General features: G+C 47.2%; 16 protein-coding genes. 7 read left to right on the forward strand and 9 right to left on the reverse strand.

Features of this window, described 5'->3' with window-relative positions; all coding sequences use genetic code 11:
- Positions 1–106: 106 nt before the first annotated feature.
- The 3 genes from B9A32_RS03990 to B9A32_RS04000 are packed head-to-tail and all read right to left on the reverse strand — an operon-like array spanning position 107 to position 2,040.
- On the reverse strand, positions 107–1,033 hold the full coding sequence (locus B9A32_RS03990; protein ID WP_084067089.1) for a D-alanine--D-alanine ligase family protein: 927 nt from the start codon (positions 1,031–1,033) through the stop codon (positions 107–109).
- Positions 1,030–1,635: an SHOCT domain-containing protein gene (locus B9A32_RS03995; RefSeq protein WP_212637704.1), complete on the reverse strand. Its 606-nt coding sequence runs from the start codon at positions 1,633–1,635 to the stop codon at positions 1,030–1,032. The genes B9A32_RS03990 and B9A32_RS03995 overlap by 4 nt, the downstream gene beginning before the upstream one ends.
- Before the next feature lie 36 nt (positions 1,636–1,671).
- On the reverse strand, positions 1,672–2,040 hold the full coding sequence (locus tag B9A32_RS04000) for a DnaJ family domain-containing protein (RefSeq protein ID WP_084067230.1): 369 nt from the start codon (positions 2,038–2,040) through the stop codon (positions 1,672–1,674).
- A 583-nt stretch (positions 2,041–2,623) separates the two neighbouring features.
- On the opposite strand from B9A32_RS04000, the gene fusA reads away from it, so the two are divergent.
- Positions 2,624–4,657 (forward strand): elongation factor G, encoded by a 2,034-nt coding sequence (gene fusA / locus B9A32_RS04010; protein ID WP_084067091.1) that lies wholly within the window; start codon positions 2,624–2,626, stop codon positions 4,655–4,657.
- 243 nt (positions 4,658–4,900) lie between these two features.
- On the opposite strand, the gene B9A32_RS04015 is transcribed toward fusA, so the two are convergent.
- Positions 4,901–6,310: a M48 family metallopeptidase gene (locus tag B9A32_RS04015; protein ID WP_084067092.1), complete on the reverse strand. Its 1,410-nt coding sequence runs from the start codon at positions 6,308–6,310 to the stop codon at positions 4,901–4,903.
- Positions 6,311–6,653: 343 nt separating this feature from the next.
- Here B9A32_RS04015 and B9A32_RS04020 point away from each other — a divergent pair, with 343 nt between their 5' ends.
- Positions 6,654–7,223 carry a cupin domain-containing protein gene (locus tag B9A32_RS04020; RefSeq protein WP_084067093.1) on the forward strand — a complete coding sequence of 190 codons (570 nt, stop codon included), beginning with the start codon at positions 6,654–6,656 and terminating at the stop codon, positions 7,221–7,223.
- A 28-nt stretch (positions 7,224–7,251) separates the two neighbouring features.
- Positions 7,252–8,904 (forward strand): AMP-binding protein, encoded by a 1,653-nt coding sequence (locus B9A32_RS04025; RefSeq protein ID WP_084067094.1) that lies wholly within the window; start codon positions 7,252–7,254, stop codon positions 8,902–8,904.
- A 318-nt stretch (positions 8,905–9,222) separates the two neighbouring features.
- Here the strand turns inward: B9A32_RS04025 and B9A32_RS21540 are convergent, their stop codons facing one another.
- The 3 genes from B9A32_RS21540 to B9A32_RS04040 all read right to left on the reverse strand — a co-directional run bounded on the left by B9A32_RS21540 (position 9,223) and on the right by B9A32_RS04040 (position 13,799).
- Positions 9,223–9,789 (reverse strand): LuxR C-terminal-related transcriptional regulator, encoded by a 567-nt coding sequence (locus B9A32_RS21540; RefSeq protein WP_212637716.1) that lies wholly within the window; start codon positions 9,787–9,789, stop codon positions 9,223–9,225.
- Between the two features lie 712 nt (positions 9,790–10,501).
- Entirely contained in the window at positions 10,502–11,869 is a 1,368-nt protein-coding gene (locus B9A32_RS04035) for a sigma-54-dependent transcriptional regulator (protein ID WP_084067095.1), read from the reverse strand.
- Between the two features lie 76 nt (positions 11,870–11,945).
- Positions 11,946–13,799 (reverse strand): ATP-binding protein, encoded by a 1,854-nt coding sequence (locus tag B9A32_RS04040; protein WP_084067096.1) that lies wholly within the window; start codon positions 13,797–13,799, stop codon positions 11,946–11,948.
- Positions 13,800–14,531: 732 nt separating this feature from the next.
- Between B9A32_RS04040 and B9A32_RS04045 the strand changes: the two genes are divergently transcribed.
- Both B9A32_RS04045 and B9A32_RS04055 read left to right on the forward strand, forming a co-directional pair.
- On the forward strand, positions 14,532–15,062 hold the full coding sequence (locus B9A32_RS04045) for a Spy/CpxP family protein refolding chaperone (protein WP_084067097.1): 531 nt from the start codon (positions 14,532–14,534) through the stop codon (positions 15,060–15,062).
- 439 nt (positions 15,063–15,501) lie between these two features.
- Complete coding sequence (locus tag B9A32_RS04055) at positions 15,502–16,293, forward strand: TatD family hydrolase (protein WP_084067099.1); 792 nt, start codon at positions 15,502–15,504, stop codon at positions 16,291–16,293.
- Between the two features lie 86 nt (positions 16,294–16,379).
- On the opposite strand, the gene B9A32_RS04060 is transcribed toward B9A32_RS04055, so the two are convergent.
- Positions 16,380–17,567 carry a vWA domain-containing protein gene (locus B9A32_RS04060; protein WP_084067100.1) on the reverse strand — a complete coding sequence of 396 codons (1,188 nt, stop codon included), beginning with the start codon at positions 17,565–17,567 and terminating at the stop codon, positions 16,380–16,382.
- 176 nt (positions 17,568–17,743) lie between these two features.
- On the opposite strand from B9A32_RS04060, the gene B9A32_RS22280 reads away from it, so the two are divergent.
- A complete protein-coding gene (locus tag B9A32_RS22280) occupies positions 17,744–17,869 on the forward strand; it encodes a hypothetical protein (RefSeq protein ID WP_269748994.1) in 126 nt (41 codons plus the stop codon).
- Here the strand turns inward: B9A32_RS22280 and B9A32_RS04065 are convergent.
- Positions 17,866–18,723, reverse strand: a complete 858-nt coding sequence (locus tag B9A32_RS04065; RefSeq protein WP_084067101.1) for an AAA family ATPase — start codon at positions 18,721–18,723, stop codon at positions 17,866–17,868. The genes B9A32_RS22280 and B9A32_RS04065 overlap by 4 nt on opposite strands.
- A gap of 508 nt (positions 18,724–19,231) precedes the next feature.
- On the opposite strand from B9A32_RS04065, the gene tatA reads away from it, so the two are divergent.
- Complete coding sequence (gene tatA / locus B9A32_RS04075) at positions 19,232–19,423, forward strand: twin-arginine translocase TatA/TatE family subunit (RefSeq protein WP_084067103.1); 192 nt, start codon at positions 19,232–19,234, stop codon at positions 19,421–19,423.
- The last annotated feature ends 28 nt before the right edge of the window (positions 19,424–19,451 follow it).

Here is a 19,451-nt window from a genome sequence, read left to right on the forward strand (position 1 = left end):
ACCAAGGCCTTTGCCAACGAAAAAAGCCTCGATAATGTCAATAACGAAAGCCTGACCCCACCACGAATGCGAACACCGAAAGTTGAGTTGATTAATCATACTTTTTTCATTCCATGGCCAGGGCAATGAGGCGATCCAGAAGCGCAGAAAAAGAGTACCCGGCCACCTGGGCCGCCTGGGGGTAGAGACTGGTGGCAGTCATGCCGGGAATGGTGTTGGTCTCCAGCACATAAAGACGTCCCTGGGACAAAATCATGTCTGTGCGACTGTACCCTTTTAAAAACAATGCCTTGTGGGCCGCCATGGCATGGGACTGCACCTGATCCCGAATGGTATCTTCAATGCGTGCAGGGCAGATCTCTTCGGTGGCACCCGGGGTATACTTGGCTGTATAGTCAAAAAAATCAAACCCTTCACCAGGCAAAATTTCAATGACAGGCAGGGCCTCCAGCGTATCATTGCCCAACACTCCGCAGGTGAGTTCCACCCCATCAACGTAAGCTTCAACCATGACCACATCATCAAAGGAGAGCGCTTTTTGCACCGCCGGTGTCAGCTCTTTTTCTTCTCTAACAATGGACATTCCCACGCTGGAACCTGCACACACCGGTTTCACCACCAGGGGCAGCCCTATTTTTTCAACATAGTATGCCGCATCCCGGGTCATGGATTTACGAATCACCAGATGCTCCGGCACTGGAATCTGTGCCTGGATATACATCTCCTTGGCTGCCAGCTTATTCATGGCAAGGGCGCTGCCAAGAACTCCGGCCCCCTGATAGGGAATTTTCAGCAAATCCAGAAGTCCCTGGACAGTGCCGTCTTCTCCGTTGGGGCCATGGAGAATTAAAAGGGCCACATCTATGGATGACGACTGGTCCACAAGACGTGCCAGATCCGTTTTAGGATCGTATTGATAAATTTCGTACTTATTTTTATCCAGGGCCTCATACACCTGTTTTGCACTGTTCAAGGAGACATCCCTTTCCGGTGTATCTCCTCCTGACAGCAATGCCAGCCTTATTTTTTTCATCCCATTTCCCCCCTGTTCGATTTATCCGGTTGCCGGTTTTCACCCGGCATATTGTCCATATTAATGGATTCCAGAGCGTCGGCCAGATCTCCGGTATGATTTCCGGAAAAAATCTGCTCCTTGGCCAAATCAAACTCCTCCCTGGTAATTAAATCACTCAGATAGAGCTGGGCCAGATCAGATAAACGCTTATCCGGTGATTCCTGTGCCGATGCCAGTAAAGGAACCGCTTCTCCCCGGGAATTCAGGGGCTGTTCCAGGGCCATCACATTGGAAGCAGATGGCGTGCCCCCGTCAATTTTAACAGATGCCATGCCCCCCAGAAGCTTGATCTCCACATTGCGGCCCTGGAACTGGGGAAATGCAAGGATCTCTTTTATCTCCCGGGTATTTTTTTTCATGCGCAGATAAAAAATCCAGAAAAGCGCAATGATAAGAACAGCAAGGCCTGCCATGATCCAGGGCAGATAATGATAAACGCCTCTGAACAGCACCACAGTGATGCCGGTACCGGCCAGCAGAAATACATGGAGAAGCAAAACAAAATATGCAGCAAAGAGACTCTTAAAAATCCCCTCCTGGTCTCGTTTTTTATTTTTCATAAAATCCTTAATTATCGGTCATAAAAGCGTTGTTAACTATGAAATTTTTTTAATCACACGATCCTGATAAAGGCCGGGGATATGACATTTATCATGATTTCCCCGGGAAGCGTTCAACCTGTTGATCAAAAAATTTAATTTTTTTTGAACCTTGTATCGTTCCGGTGCATCAGATGCCATTGTGTGCAAAAGCGATTCCACATTTTCTATCTCTTTTCTTAACTTCACCTCCGGCGGTAGAAACCCTGCATTTTTAAGCACCCGGTGGGCCATGCGAAACTCTTCGGGTATACTCATATCTTCAAGATTCAAAGGTTTACCTGCACCGGGCAGATTGTCAAGTTCCCCTTTCTGCCGGGCCTTTAAAATTCTTTGTTCCACCAACTTTTCAAATCCGGTTACCATGCCGGTATCTTCTCCCGGTGGGCACAGCTGTTTTACCCCCACCCTTTAACAAAAATAAAATTTAGAATCTATGGAAGCCTGATTTTTAAGAACGCTCATAGGGCAAATCAATGTGATATTCTTAATATTTTGGGATCACCCTGCCCTTAATAACCACCACACCCACAGCAAACCAAATAAAAATATCAGGCACAAGACACACAACACAAACCCATGCTCACTACAGGAAAGGGATAAAAGATGAGGTGATAATCAAATTTTTAATATTATAGAAAACACGCTTCATTTGCAAGGCCAAATCTTTTCAAATGTTTATTTTCTTGACACTTTTTGCTGGTTACTGTATCCAATTTATTCTTAATTAAACAACAAAATTTTACAGTGTGGCCACATCCCGATGCCCGGGACACACAATGGCAAACAACCCGTTGTCCTGATAGAAAAACAATCCCATCCCGGGGGTGGGCTGAAAACCGCAAGATCTGTCCTGTGGAGCCAACCGTCGGCCGGGACAACACACATTAAGCCCAAGCCTTTTTTCAACGTGGCCCCTGGAATCCCTTACCATAAGCAGGCATAGACCATGAGCAAAAAAACACCTATTTCTCAAATAAGAAACATCGGCATCATGGCCCACATTGATGCGGGCAAAACCACGGTCACCGAGCGTATCCTCTACTACACAGGAAAATCCCATAAAATCGGTGAAGTCCACGACGGAGAAGCTGTCATGGACTGGATGGAGGATGAACAGAACCGGGGAATCACCATCACCTCGGCTGTCACCACCTGTCAGTGGAACAGATCCCTGATCCAGATCATAGACACACCGGGACATGTGGATTTCACCATTGAGGTGGAAAGAGCCCTCCGGGTCCTTGACGGTGCCGTGGGGGTATTTTGTGCCGTGGGAGGAGTGGAGCCCCAGTCAGAAACCGTGTGGCGCCAGGCAGACAAATACGATGTGCCCAGAATTGCCTTTATCAATAAAATGGACCGCACAGGTGCTGATTTTTTTAATGTAATTGATATGATCCGGGAACGACTGAGGGCAACCCCTTTGATGATCCAGATTCCAGTGGGTTCAGAAGACCGGTTTTCCGGCGTCATTGATCTGATTTCCATGGAGCAGATCACCTGGGATGATGAAACACTGGGGGCAGAATTTTCCAAGGGCCCCATTGAACCGGACATGGAAACCAAGGCCCGGGAGTACAGAGAAACGCTTCTGGAAACCCTGTCCGAGGTGGATGATACCATCATGGAAAAATACCTTGGGGAAGAGGAGATTTCCATAAAAGAGCTCCAGAGCGCCATCCGCTCTGCCACCATCGCCCGGGAACTGGTTCCTGTGATGTGCGGCACGGCGTTAAAAAACAAGGGAATACAGCCCCTTTTAAATGCCATTGAAAACTTTTTGCCAAGCCCCAAAGATATCCCTCCGGTGCAAGGCATCCACCCGCACACAGAAAAACCCATGGAGTTTCCTCCCCATAAAACAGCCCCCCTTTCGGCATTGATTTTCAAAGTATCCATGATTGAGGGCCGGAAACTCTCCTTTGCAAGAATTTACAGCGGCACCCTCAAAGCCGGGGAAGATGTGTTCAACCCCACCTTAAAGAAAAAGGAAAAAATTTCCCGGATTCTTAAAATGCATGCCAATAAACGGGAACGGGTGGAAGAAGCCTATGCCGGAGACATTGTGGGTATCCTTGGACTGAAAAAAAGCTCCACAGGTGAGACCCTTTGCTCTTCCAAAGACCAGGTACTTCTGGAAAAAATGGAGTTTGACAAACCTGTTATCTCCATTGCCATTGAGCCCAGAACCCATGCAGATCAGGAGAAACTCGAAGAAGTACTGGAAAAATTCACCATTGAAGATCCCACATTAAAGGTCAAAATTGATGAAGATACAGGCCAGACCATCCTGTCCGGCATGGGGGAACTTCACCTTGAGATCATCATCAGCCGCATGAAAAGAGAGTTTAAAACCGATGTAAATGTGGGCAGCCCCCAGGTGGTTTACCGGGAAAGCATGGATGCCCCCTCCACCGGGCATGCGCTTTTTGACAGAGAAATTGCCGGAAAACAGCATTTTGCAGAAATTAGCCTGGAATTGTCTCCCCTGGAGCGTGGGAAAGGCATAGAATTCAGCTTCCAGGCCCCGGAAGAGTCCATCCCGGAAAATTACATCCCAGCCGTGGAAAAAGGGGCAAGGGAAGCATTGGAAAGCGGTTTTATTAAAGGATATCCCATGGTGGATACCAGAATCACCGTAAAAGAGGCCTCATGCCGGGAATCCCAGAGCTCGGAACTTGGTTTTTCCGTGTGTGCCTCCATGGCCTGTAGAAATGCCATGGAACAAGGGGCCGTGTACCTGCTCCAGCCCATCATGGATGTGGAAGTTCTGGTACCGGATAATTACATGGGAGAAGCCATTGGGGATTTAAATACCCGGGGGGGTAAAGTTGAATCCATCGAGCCCAGAAATGACATCCAGGTGATCAGTGCCACCGTCCCTCTGGCCAAAATGTTTGGCTATTCCACGGCATTGAGGTCTGCCACCCAGGGCCGGGGAACCTTTTCCATGAAATTTTCCCGATTTGACAAAGAGTAAGCGTCTGTTTAAAAATCAGGGAATGGCAATGAACTCCCATGAAATTGCAGCCGATTCATCTATTTTTTAGTTAATATTCGGTCAGCGCCCCATTTTCACCTGTTTTGGCCTGCTCACCCGTAGCAATAGTATGCTACGCAGTCCCAAGCAGGTGAATATGGGGCACGGCCCAAACATTTACATTACCAAGCCGAATATTTACATTTTTTAGAAGTCCCCAAGACAGATGGAAGGAGTCAACACTCACCCCCTTTTCTTCTTTTTTTGTTTTTCCATCTGCCCGATCATTTCCCGTGCCCCTGTCTTCATTTCACCGTCGGGGAGCAAGGCAATGCTTTTTTTCAAATGAAAGACAGCATTTTTAAATGCGCTTATTTCATAGTAGTAGCGCCCAAGATAGTAATGGGTCTGATCTGTCTGCTGCCGTTGCCTGGCCACATCAGCCATGAAGTAATAGGATTTTGGAAAAACATCCCCGGCGGTTTGTATGGTTTTTAACAATCCCCGCTCTGCCTTGTCCCCTTTCCCCATCATCCACAGTGCCCAGGCCTGGTAATAAGTGGCCTGGGTGGCAATGGCCGGTATTTTTTCAAGCCCTGCCATGAGATCAAATGCTTTTTTGCCATCCCCGGCCAAAAGATAGACATGCCCCGTTTCCAGAAGAATATAAGGGTCAAATATCTTCTGGGACAACGCCCGACGCAGATGAACCAGGGCCTCATCCAACCGGGACACCCGGGGGAGCAGAACCCCCATACCATAATGTACGGCAGGATCATTGGGATTTTTTTCCAAAAGGTGATTAAATTCCTGCTCTGTTTCATCCACAGCCCCATAAAGACCTGCAAGACGGTGTTTTACCAGATCAAAACGAAAGGGATCAATGCCGTTATCGGGCTCGGTTTCGTCCCCATGCTGATCCAGCCACGAAGAGATATAAACAATGCGGTCTGCAGAACCGGGATGGGTCTTGAGATATCCGGGAATTTTTTCCGAACCGTACCAGTCCCGGGAACGAATCTTTTCAAGCCCAGTCAACAATCCCCGGGGATCAAAGGAAGCGGCCTGGGTAAGTAAAATTCCCTTTTGATCTGCTTCGGTTTCATTCTCACGGCTGTAGGCCAGCATGGAAGTCTGCCCCACGGCCATGGCCCCCATGGCCACCGCCTGTCCGGCATCAGCCCCCCCTGCGGCCCCCACCAATACCCCGGCAAGCACCCCGGCAAGGGTTCCCATGTTCACCACCTTGGAGCGGTCGATCATCTGGGAAACATGGCGACATGCCGCATGGGCTGATTCATGCCCAAGAATACCGGCCAGTTCATCCACATTATCAAGGGAAGTAATCAACCCCCGGTGTACAAAGATATTCCCCCCCGGGGTGGCAAAGGCATTAAATTGACCATTATCCACGATGTAAAAAGAAAAGGGAAACGGCTGGGGGGGCAATTGCGCCACAATGCGTCTTCCCACCTCGGACACAAGGGCCACGGCCATGGGGTCTTTAACCAGCTTGTTCTGCATGGATATGGCCTCCATGAACTCCTTGGCCATCTTTCTTTCCTCGGAAATGGATATGGCCCATGCACAACGAACCTGGCAGTGCAGGAGAATCACAATGACCACCCACGCTATTTTCTTTTCTGTTGACATATTAACATTCCTTCACTTTTTTTAATCCCCGGAAAAATCATCATCGTTGCTGATGATTTAATTATCTTATACCCGGGCACGAAGATCAACCGATCCCATCATTTTTTTTGACAAAACACTTGTTTTTTATTATAAAAAAAACTTTTAATTTTTTTACTTAGGCAAGTTTGAAACATCAGAGGATCAAAGTAAAATTTCATAAGAGCGAGAATCAATTTTCTCAAATTTTATGTCAATGGTAGAACTATTGGCCGAAAATTGAGATTAATCGAAAGCCCACCCATGAGATTGCAGCTGATTCATCTATTTTAAACAGGCCATTAATCCCCCAAGAGGAGACACAATGCAAACCGGAAAAGTGAGCCAGCGCATCACCTATTTCATGGAAAAAAGAGACATAGACCTGGAAAAACTCTCCCAACTCACAGGCCTTGACACCCCATTTTTAAACACCATGCTCACCGACAATGTTTACCCCCCCCTGGGTCCCCTGATGAAAATTGCCAGGGCCCTTGGGGTCCGTCTGGGAACCTTTCTGGATGACCAGGACAGCAAAGACCCTTTTATAGTGCGACGTCCAGACAGAGAGGCGGAGATCAGCGTACTTGGGGGCAAAGGCAAACCCGCAGCCCTGAAATTCTATTCCCTGGGCAAAGGCAAGACAGACCGTCACATGGAACCTTTTTTCGTTGAAATTCTTCCGGAATCTGCCAAAGAAAAAAAACTTTCCTCCCATGAAGGAGAAGAATTTATTGTGGTGCAGCAGGGAAGTATTGAAATCATTTACGGCAAAGAGATTTACCGCCTGAACAAAGGTGACAGCGTTTATTACAATTCCGTGGTACCCCATTATGTCAGCTGCGTGGGGGATGAAAAAGCGGAAATTCTTGCGGTTATCTACATTCCCAAATAAGCCAACAAATCACCATGGAGACAATAAAATGGAAACGCAAAAAGGCTTAAGGGAGATCACCCTGGGTCAAATTCTTGATGAAACTGTCAAGAAATATCCGGACAATGAAGCCATTGTCTATGTGGACAGAGACTTTCGACTCACCTACCGGCAATTTGCCCATGTGGTGGATGAAATGGCAAAGGGCCTCATGGCGCTGGGGGTTAAAAAAGGCGAAAAAGTTGCCGTATGGGCCACCAACATCCCCTATTGGGTGACCCTGCAATTTGCAACAGCCAAAATAGGGGCCATCCTGTTAACGGTGAACACCAATTATAAAAAGGCTGAACTCTCCTATCTTCTTGAACAGTCTGAAACGGAAAATCTCTTTCTCATTGACGGCTTCCAGGACACCGATTATGTCAACACCATTTATGAACTGGTACCGGAACTGAAAACCCAGCAGCGGGGAAGCATTTCATCAAAAACATTTCCCCACCTGAAAAGAATCTGCTTTCTGGGCCAGGAAAAACACCGGGGCATGTACTCCATTCCGGAAATCCGGGGACTGCACACCATGGTATCGGATGAAGAATACCAGGCAAGGCAAGCCTCCTTAAGCCCCCATGATGTGGTAAACATGCAGTACACATCCGGCACCACAGGCTTTCCCAAGGGGGTCATGCTCAGCCATTACAACATCGGCAACAACGGATTCTGGATTGGAGAAAACCAGAATTTTTCAGAAAAAGACCGCCTGTGCCTGCCTGTGCCCCTGTTCCACTGTTTTGGTTGTGTGCTGGGGGTTCTTGCCTCTGTGACCCATGGCACCTCCATGGTGATTCTGGAAGGATTTGATCCCCTGCTGGTCATGGCATCGGTGGAACAGGAAGGCTGCACCGCCCTTTATGGGGTTCCCACCATGTTCATTGCCCTGCTGGAGCACCCCCTGTTTTCCAAATTTAATTTTTCAACCCTCAGAACCGGTATCATGGCAGGTTCCAACTGTCCGGTGGAAATCATGCGTCAGGTCATTGAAAAAATGAACATGTCCGAGATCACCATCTGCTACGGCCTCACCGAAGGGTCCCCAGTGATGACCTACACCCGCATCCATGATGAACTCCAGAAACGGGTGGAAACCGTGGGCCAGGCCCTGCCCCACATTGAAGTTAAAATAATTGACCCGGAAACCGGTGAAACCCTGCCCCCCAATACCCAGGGAGAAGTTTGCTGCCGGGGGTACAACGTCATGAAGGGCTACTACAACAACCCCCAAGCCACTGCCGAAGCCGTGGACAAGGATCAATGGCTCCACTCTGGAGATCTTGGGATATTGGACCCCGACGGCTTTCTATCCATCACCGGGCGTCATAAAGATATGATCATCCGGGGCGGAGAAAATATTTATCCCAAGGAGATTGAAGAATTTCTTTACCGCATGGAAGGTATCCAGGATATCCAGGTGGCTGCAGTGCCCAGTGAAAAGTACGGTGAAGAGGTGGGAGCGTTCATCATTCGCAAGCAAGATGCAGACATGGAAGAAAGCGATGTAAAGGATTTTTGCAGGGGAAACATCAGTCGGCACAAAATTCCCCGGTATGTCTCCTTTGTGGAGAGCTATCCCATGACCGCCAGCGGTAAAATTCAAAAATATAAGCTGACGGAAATGTCAAAAACCATCTGGCCGGATAGAAGGTAGTCAACGCCCATGATCCACATCCTTAGGACCGCAGATGAAATAACTTGAGCAGAAATAGCGCAGAATTTTGGTTCATCTACAAGGCGCATTAAAGGTTTAATAGCAGGCCTGTTTGGCCTTTGATGCAACGCAGTAGATGGGCCAAAAGGCAAGCTATTTCGTTCAAGTTATAAAATTTGCGGTCCTTAGTGCTGCGAAGAATTAAAACAGGAAGCTTGAAAATTAAACACGGGGGAGGTCTGCCGCCCTCTTTTTTAAGAAGCTGTCCGGTTTAAGAAGGTACCGTGGGCACTCCCCGGGGAAACTGAGTTATCCACCTTACATTGCAAGATGCTTGGCTGCCCACAGCGCTGCCTGCAGCCTGCCGCTGACATTGATTTTTTGAAAAATATTGTGCAGATGGGTTTTTACGGTGTGGGGGCTTATATACAGTCCATCGGCAATATCGCGGTTGGAAGCTCCCTGGACAATTTTTTCCAGTATCTCCCGTTCCCGGGGGGTTAAATGAACATTGTGGGACACCGCTTTTTCATCTGCCCCGTACTTAAAATCAGCTTCTCCCTGGAAAGAAAAGGCGGCCCCTTTTTCCGTTGACCGCACCACCTTACCCCGGACAGACACCCGGGCACGACTGCCCGGAGGCCCCAGGTATCCTAAAGGGATATCAAGGTTTAATTCCATCACCATCCCCACTTCCAGACCACTATTCGACTCCAACAATGCACCAGTGGAAGAGATATCTTTACTGCGAAGACTCATGATACCCTGGGAATGGCTTTCTCCCTCCACAAACTTCAACTGAACCGGAATCTCAAGATCAAACCGTTCAACAGCCCTTTTATTCTCCATGGGTTCCATGGTTCCCCCTTTGTTATCAATCTCCATACATTGCCACCTGAAAAATGCATTCACCCCATCAATATTCGGGCAACCTCCCGTCTTCACTGAGTTTGAGAGGCTACATTAAAAAAAGCCCCGGCCGGGAACAACCAAGCCAATAGGTGCAGTGGTAAAACATTTACATTACCATGCCCAACACGTCCAACGCCGGTATCATGTAACGTCAGTATATTTTAGATGAGCACACAGTACCTGTCAATGTGTGCAGCCATATTTTCAATGTTCATTGCTCAATCATACCTGATTTTGGTAAATATTCGACCGGCACTCCATCTTCACCCATTTGGGCCTGCTCACATAGCAAAAGTATGCTACTGAATGGTCAAGGCTAAGATTTGAGACGATAAAGTTCAAAGATTATTACCCCACGAGATCTTTGAGAATTAATAATCCTAAAATTAAGATTTGACGTTGCACTACGCAGTCTTAACAAAGCAAATATAGAGCACTGACCGAACATTCACAGACCAAACCGAATATTTAGGCATCTTTCATACAGCTTCAAAAAAAGTTTACACTTTTTCATCAAATTTTCCCGGAAAATGGCTACATCTGTCTGAAAAGTGTAAGCTGAAAAATGAAACATGCCAATATTTACTGATTTTATTATTATTTGTGTAAAATCTTAAAGATATACACCAACCAACGGGAATCCCGGGCCCACCGCTATCGGTTTAAACACAAATCGTTTCTAAGGCTACGCCTTGCCATATTGTTTCAATTTTTTCAACAGAGTTTTCCGGGTGATACCCAGTCTTCGGGCCGCTTCGCTGCGGTTCCCACCCGCCGACGACAGGGTTTGAAGCACTGCCTTTTGCTCCACTTCAACCAGGGGAATATCTCCCACAGACAAATGATTCAGCGGCCCGGGATATTCCTCTTTTTCCTGCCCTGCCGAAACAAAGGGAAGATCCCCATGGGTGATATACTGGGATCTGGCCAATACCACACATCGCTCCACACAATTCATGAGTTCTCTTACGTTCCCGGGCCAGGAATACCGAATCATGGCATCCATGGCCTCCGGGGCAAACCCCTTGATTTCCCTATGATTTTTTTCGGCAAATGATTTTAAAAAATACTGGGCCAGCTCCGGCACATCCTCCCGCCGATCAGCCAGGACTGGAATGGACAGACGTACCACATTGAGTCGAAAAAAAAGATCTTCACGAAAGGTTCCTCCGGCCACCATCTCTCCAAGGGATCTGTTGGTGGAGGCAATAACCCGCACATCCACCTTTATATTTTTATCCCCCCCCACAGGGGTGACCTCCTTTTCCTGGAGCACCCGTAACAGTTTTGCCTGCATGGCAAGGGGCATCTCCCCAATCTCATCCAAAAGAATACTGCCGCCGTGGGCCTCCCGGAAGCGCCCCTTTCGTTGGCGCTCCGCTCCGGTGAAAGCCCCGCGCTCATGACCGAACAGTTCTGATTCCAGAAGGGTTTCGGTGATGGCAGCGCAATTGATGCGCACAAAGGGGGCCGCCTTTCGGGGACTGTTGTAATGAACGGCCCCGGCAATGAGTTCCTTGCCCGTGCCGGAAGCCCCTGTGATGAGAATATTGGCATCGGAAGCTGCCACCATCTCAACGGTGTCCAAAAGGGCGGTCATGGCAGAACTGCGACCAATGATGCGTTCCCGGTTAAACCCTTTTCCCAGTCGTTGTTTCAGGGTTTCATTCTCCTGTTTCAGATAAATACTCTCCAGTATTCTGGCCATGGTTAATTTTAATTTTTCAAAATCCAGGGGTTTGGTAAGATAATCACAGGCCCCCTTTTTAAGGGCATCCACAGCGGTTTCCACAGAGGAGTAAGCTGTCATGATCACCACCGGCAACGAAGGATTGTATTGATGAATGGCCTCCAGGGCTTCCATGCCGGACATTTTCACCATGCGCATATCCATCAAAACAATATCAAAACCACCCTCTTGAACCTTTTCCACCCCCACCATACCATCATCAGCCAGAACAATTTCATACCCCCATCCACTGAGGAGTGTTTTCAACATACTTCGATGCCCGGCATCATCATCCACAACCAGCACCCTTTTTCTTTCTTTCATACCACCCACCTGCCATTTTTATTTTCAGCACAACCATATTCCCGCCATTGTTTTGAATGCATAATAGTGATGGTGATCAACACTTTTTTGCACCCTGGAAATCATCTGCCAGCTTGATAAAAAATTGTGTTCCCCCGGGTGAACTCTCCACCCTAATATCCCCGCCCAACGCTTCCATTGCACGATGAACCATGGCAAGCCCCAGGCCAGTCCCATTGGATCGGGTGGTAAAGTAAGGGTCAAATATCTTATCCAGATCATTTTCCAAAATCCCGCGCCCTGTGTCTGCCACCACAATAATAATTCCCTCCCCGGGGGCGTGGGTCATCGTAACGGACAGCGTTCCTCCGGCATCCATGGCCTGTAAAGCATTTAAATAAAGATTAAGTAAAACCTGATTCACCCGGTCAGGATCGGTGTTAACCGACACGGTGTCGGCTCTAAAAAACGTTTCCACCGCAATCTGCTTATTTTGCAGATCAGGCGCAATCAAGCGAAGGGAGTGATCAATGAGTTCCTTTATGTTCACTCGTTTTTTAACCACCGGCACAGGCCTGGCAAACTCCAGAAGCTGGGTAACAGCCCGGTTCAGTCGTTCCACTTCCTGGATCATTATGCCTGCCACCTCTCTGTCCTGGGGAATTTTTTCATAACGTTCAAAGAACCAGGTGGCAAATCCTTTGATGGAGCTTAACGGATTTCTTATTTCATGGGCCACACCGGCGGCCAGTTTCCCCACAGCAGCAAGATGCCGATTCCGATCCACCTCCTTTTTCATGGCAGTTAATTCCGTTAAATCATGGAAAAGAAATAAATACCCTGAAAGCACCCTGCCCTCACTGAAAATAGATGAAGCCGTCACATCCAAGAGCAGGCTGCGATCCCCGTGCACCTTACAGGAAATCTCCCCGGCTATCTTCCGGGGCATCTCCCTGGAAACTTTTACAAGTTCTGCCATTTCCGGGGGTAACGCAATCGCCCTCTGACTCAAGTGTCCAAGTATTTCCAGGGCAGCATCGTTGCTGGAGGTGATTTCCATATTTTTATCCACGGTGATCAAGCCCGCTGGCATATTGGCAATGACCTCATCGGAAAAAGCCTTCATCTGGGACAAAGAGGTTCTGGCAGATCGATATCCCTGCAAAGCCACCACACAAACCACGCCCACACCACCCAGGGCAAAAAAAAGAATGCCCATGAATATGGCATGATTCACAGCCTTGTGCCTGATTTGATCAATTTCCTTCATATTAATGGCCGCAAAAATCACCTGGTGATGCCGTGTTTTTCTTCCATCTTCCAAGGGGGAAAAATGGGAACGAAACCAATCTATTTTTCCCTGCACGGGAGGTGCATCCTCCCATTTTTCATCAAAATACTCCGGAGGGGGACAATGGCGGACATTATTTTCATCAAGCACACATCCGGAAGGAGATCCTGGAAGCCTTTTGAGCTTTCCCCTTCGTCGTACCGGCGTGAACTCTTTGTATACCTCAAAAATATGAATACCCTTTTTTGAGGTGAATTCCCGGTGGAAAAGGGGGGCTTTACCTTTATTAAAAGTCATATCCGGCATTTTTTCATATACTTTCCCCACCTTTGTCTCATCACTGTGGGCAAGAATTTTCCCCCCGGGATCGGTGATCATCATATATTCAATTTCAGGCTGTTCCGCAGTTTCCGCAAGCAGTCGCTGGACCCGTCCCCCCCCCCATCGGGTGGTGATCATCCCGGTGCGGGTTCCCGCTTCAAAGGAACGAATGAGCAAAAGCCCCTTACCTGTTAGTTTTTCCTTTATTCTACCTTGCTGTTCCCGGATATTATCAATGGTCATCAACACAAAAATGGGAACAAGAATGGCAAAAATCCCCATGATGAGCAAAGGAGAAAGCCCAGGCAATTCCCGTTTAAACATTTTAAATTTAGTCATATTTTCTTACCAGAAATCGTCTTTTACATGGTTAAGCTTCCTGTCGATATTTTGCTTAACACCCCGGCGGTTGCATCTTTCGGTCCATTCAAGCCCAGTCACTTTAAAATCAAAATTTGACACTATTTTACAGGGGAAATGCCCTATCACCAAAATAGACCCATAATTCAACGAACACCAAAAGTTAAGTTATTCAGTTAAATGCAAAATAAATACCTGTGATGGATGAAAATATTATCAAAACAAAAAAACCGTCACCGGGCATCTGAATACCATTGAATGACACACTCATGCCTGGAACAAGCACCTAAATTGAAAAACATCTGATACGCTACCCTCCATGCCCACCCCCTTAGTATCGCCTGCTTTTTTAAGCAATAGATTCTGGATATTTTATACCCACCTGGATACACACCCTGGATACTAAATACCCACATCCATTTTCCCAACCCATAGCAACATTTAAGACCAAACATTAAAAATAACAATGTTTTTCAAATTGTTAAAAATAGCAATACAATCTGGCACATCATTTGCTATTTAAATTCATCAGAAACAAATTTATTTTTTGACATCGCTCAAATAAATTTAACTGCCCAAGGAGAATCTTCACCTTCAGTATCTCTCCCTGAACAGTAAAAAAAAATCTTGGAGACGATGTAATAAGGCCATGTTTTATTTTTTAACTTATCATTTTTTGAGAAGACAACACTTCAATGCCAAGGAGGCACCATGAAAAAACAGACATTCGTGATCACGGCAATTATTTTCACCCTTATGACTATAACGCCACCTGTCTTTGCCGGAAACTACGGAGATCGAAAGCACAAAGGAAATGACAACTGTCCCCGATACATGAAAGGGATCGGACAAAATTGGGCAGCCCTTACCCAGGAACAGCAGGAACAACTCAAGGCCCTGCATCAGAAATTTGTGGATGAAACAGCCACCCAGAGAGCATCCATGATATCAAAACATGAAGAAATTCGTATTCTCATGGAAACCAGTACACCAAATCGTGATAAACTGATAACTCTGACCAGTGAACTTGCAGACGCACAAAAAACGGTCATGGAAAAGGGCATTGATTTGGCTCTTAAAGCCAAAGAAATTGCACCAGATCTTCGTATTCACAAGTTTTTCCGAGGCATGGGAATGTTCCCGGGAAAACAGGGGTTCCATGGTCCTAAAAAAATGCGACAACGCTGCCCACAGAAAAAAACTTGTTTCGGCCTATTCGCACCGACCCCTGCCAGTGAATAAAAAAACTTTAACAGATAAAGAACATGCCCGGACAACGGCCATACCTTACCGGACAAAAGTAACGTTTAAAATCAAGCACATAGGAGGACATAAATGCTTCCCCTACATTCTTAATTCTGTGTAACACCTTAATTTGGCGCTTTTTTCATAAAAAAAAAGCTGACAACAATCCTGTGTAGTAAACGCCTAAATATCCAACCGGTTGCAGAAATTGGGTATCCCCCCTTCCTGCCTTTTTTCTGCAACTGGCATTCTGGAAATACAGATGTCCCACTTCCCATAATATTGTGATCAAAGCCCACAATATTATGGGATGCCCTCCTGATTTTTTCCTTGATCCCATAATAATTCTTTTGTACAGTCTGTGTCCTTTGAATTTTACAATGATGATAAAATTTTGCCAGAGCCATGCCCGAAACAGCATAAAACAGGAGAAAAAATGCGTTTATTTGACAGCCATGCCCACATTGATGACATCAGTTTTAACCAAGATTTTAACCAGATCATGGAACGGGCAGACGCGTCAGGCGTCAAAGCTGTCATGGTGGTGGGAATAAACCTTGAAACAGTTCAAAAAGCCATTAAACTTGTGGAAACACATGCAAACCTGTTTACCTCGGTGGGGGTGCATCCCCATGATGCAAACACCTGCTCCGAGGCGGTGATGTCATCATTAAAGACCCTTGCCTGTCATAAAAAGGTAAAAGCCTGGGGAGAAACAGGCCTTGACTTTAACCGAATGCACTCCCCGGTGGATCTCCAGGAAAAATGGTTCATCCGCCAGATTGAAGCAGCAGATGAAGCCGGTCTTCCCATGATTTTCCACGAGCGGGATTCCCGGGGCAGGCTGCTTGAAATTCTCACAGCCATGGACAATAAAAAACGACAGGGGGTGATCCACTGCTTCAGCGGTACCCGGGAAGAGATGTTTAAATACCTTGACCTGGGTTACCACATTGGCATCACCGGCATTGTAACCATCCAGAAACGGGGCCGATATTTAAGAGAACTTGTCCCCCACATTCCCCAGGACAGACTGCTCATTGAAACCGATGCTCCCTACCTCACACCGGCCCCCATGAAAAACAAAATCCGCAGAAACGAACCTGCCTTTGTGGCGGCGGTGCTCAATAAAATTGCAGCCATCCGGAATAATGACCCCCATGAACTTGCTGAAACCATCTGGACCAATACTTTAAATCTATACAACATTCATGAACTCCGCGCATAATTATCAGCAGAGCCCCCGACGGACAAGGGAGGCTGACCTGTTGGGCCGTCTACGGTTCCGGGCCGAAAAACAAAAGCCTTGATACATCAAGCCATCATGTGGGCCACAGCTTTTTCAAGGCCGTCCAGGGAAAGTTCGAACATGGGGAAAATGGATGCAATGGTCATAAGAGAATGGGTATACCCCCACATCTGCCGGGGCACCGGGTTGAGCCACACGGCATGGGGAAAGGTATCGGCAATGAATTTCAAGCGTTCAATGCTGGGCTTTCCACTGCGTTCATGGATATGGATGGAGCCGTCCCGGGCCATGAGTTCATAGGGAGCCATGCTGGCATCCCCCACCACAATAAACCGGGTCTCCGGGTCCATCTTCACGAACTCATCAATGAGCCGGGGCTTTCGATAACGGGCCGGATCTTCCCACACACAGTCGTAGATGGTGTTGTGGAAAAAACAGGTTTTCACCTCTTTGAACTGGGATCGTGCATAATCAAAAAGGGTCTGAACCACAGGGATATGGGGATCCATGGACCATCCCCCATTGTCAATGGCCAGCATCACCTTGAGCCTGTCCCTCAGGGAACGATCAAAAACCAGTTCAATTTCCCCCCCGTTTTTCATGGTCTGGTAAATGGTTTCATCCACATTCACCTGATCCCTGGGGCCCGTGGGAACAAGGTTGCGCAGCCGCTTCAATGCCTCCCCCATCATGGCCTGGGTCAGGGGGCCCCGCCCGGAATAATCCTTGTAGCGCCTTTCCGCCGCCACCTTTAAAGCTGATTTATTCCGGGATTCCCCTTCCACCCGCATGCCTTCGGGATGATATCCGGAATGCCCCACCGGGGAGGTGCCACCGGTACCGATCCACTTATTCCCCCCTTCATGCCGCCCCTTCTGATCCTGTAAACGCTCCTTAAAATACTCAATGAGTTCATCCGGGGTCAAATGTTTCAACTTGTCAGGATCAATGCCCAGGGCGTCACTGAGCTGTTTGGGATCTTTTAACCATTCATCCAGCATGGAGCGGGCCAGGGCATCGACCTCAAATCCCTGGTTATCAGGTAAAGGCACCCCTTCAAAATAAAAAGCAAACACCTGGTCATAGAGATCAAAATAGCGCTCACTTTTAACAAGAATGGCCCGGGCGCAGGTATAAAAATCATCCAGGGAGTTCACAAGCCCATGGTTAAGTGCCCGCTGGAGGGTGAGAAATGACGTGGGGGTAACAGGTATTCCCACCTCTTTTAACTTATAAAAAAAAGGAATAAACATAGTGGTTGCATCCCTGACTATTTGAGCCCCCGATCTTCCTGCACAGGCCAGGCAAACGTCGGGGGTAGCATTTCAGAAGTTTTTTTTTATATGAAATACTCCGCAAATCAGGGATGTATTTCAATCTTCGTTGTGGCCAGACTGAGTTCAGAATAAGGTCTGCCCATGGCAGTTATATGAAATACGCCACAAACCGGGGGTGTATTTCAAGCTTTGTTGTGGGCAGAGCCGGATCAGAATACGATCTGCCCGTGGCGGTTATACGAATTCATAAGTCCGGTGTTGGAAAAATTTCCAATTAAAAAAAACGACGTCGGGGGGAGAGCGTCTGCACCTTTTCATAGTCCGGACTCTTTTTAAACAATACCCCAAGAAACGGCACAGCTCCTTTGACTAAATCCTTTGCTCTGAAATCCTTATCAGCGTTCAAAGCCCGAATCCAGTTGATTAATTCCCGGGTGGCCGGTTTTTTCTCAACGCCTTCCACCTCCCTTAAGGTGTAAAAAGAGTCAATGGCATGCTGTGCCAGACTGTTGTCAATATCCGGGAAATGGACAGAAATAATTTTTCTCATCATTTTGGGATCAGGAAAGGCAATGTGATGAAAATTACACCGCCCCAGGAACGGATCAGATAAATCTTTCTTGGCATTGGAGGTGATGATTATCACCGGACGATGACGGGCCTTCACAGTTTGATCGGTCTCAATAATATCAAACTGCATCTGATCCAGTACGTCCAGCATGTCATCTTGAAAATCAGTGTCTGCCTTGTCAATTTCATCAATGAGCAGCACCGTTCGGGTATCTGCTGTGAATGCCTGGCCGATCTTTCCCATTTTAATATAGGCATCAATGTCACTGACATCCCGCTTAGAGTCCCCGAACCGGCTGTCATTGAGGCGGGTGAGGGTATCATATTGGTAAAGCGCTTCAATGAGCTTCATGCTTGATTTCACATTCAAAACCATGAGGGGCATCCCCAGGTTTTCCGCAATGGCATGGGCCAGCATGGTTTTACCGGTTCCAGGCTCGCCCTTGAGCAACAGGGGCATCTCCAGGGTCATGGATATATTAACAATACCGGCAAGTTCCGGGTCCAGCACATATCGGTTGGCACCGGAAAATTGAAGGTTCTTTTCTCTTTTGGGCGTCATTGGGGCTCCTTTTATTTTATCATAAAAACAGTGTTTCATTTATCGGAACAGGATAAAGCATATTAAGGCGCTTCTCAAGAACTTTATTGCCGACCCGGAAAGTTATAAAGATCAGGCATTGCAATACAAATGGTTGACCCATGCCATATTGGCTTAGCTGCCCTGGGTAACCTGGGGATGTTAAATGAGCCTGTCAAAAGAAATGTAAATGGGATATCGGCTGATATATTTACGATAAGTTTAAACATTGACACAAAATACACCGGATGCTATAGAATTTTTAAAATTGCTTCTAACTTCGACCACTTGGAGTTACCTGCTGACCGGGCTGATCAACGCCATGAGATCTACAGGGGCAGTTGTAAAAAGTCCCCGCAAATCCGGGGAGCATTTCTATCTTTGTTATGATCAGACCCAGATAAAAATAAGGTCTGCCCATGGCAGCTATGTTTACCCTTGGGTACCCCCGTGGGGACCCCTTTGCTAAACCCAGACACAGGAGTTCGTTATGATTGGTGGAATTGGCATGCCGGAGCTGATAATTATCCTTGTAATTATTTTAATTATTTTTGGTGCAGGAAAATTACCTGAAATCGGGTCAGGCATTGGAAAGGGCATTAAAAATTTTAAAAAAGCCACAAAAGAAGTTGAAACCGAGGAGAAAGATCCGGAAAAATTGGAAAATGATTCAAAATCATAATCCGGCCGTCCACCGCTGCCAACCGTTG

The organism is Desulfocicer vacuolatum DSM 3385, assembly GCF_900176365.1.
Taxonomy (GTDB): Bacteria; Desulfobacterota; Desulfobacteria; order Desulfobacterales; family Desulfobacteraceae; genus Desulfocicer; species Desulfocicer vacuolatum.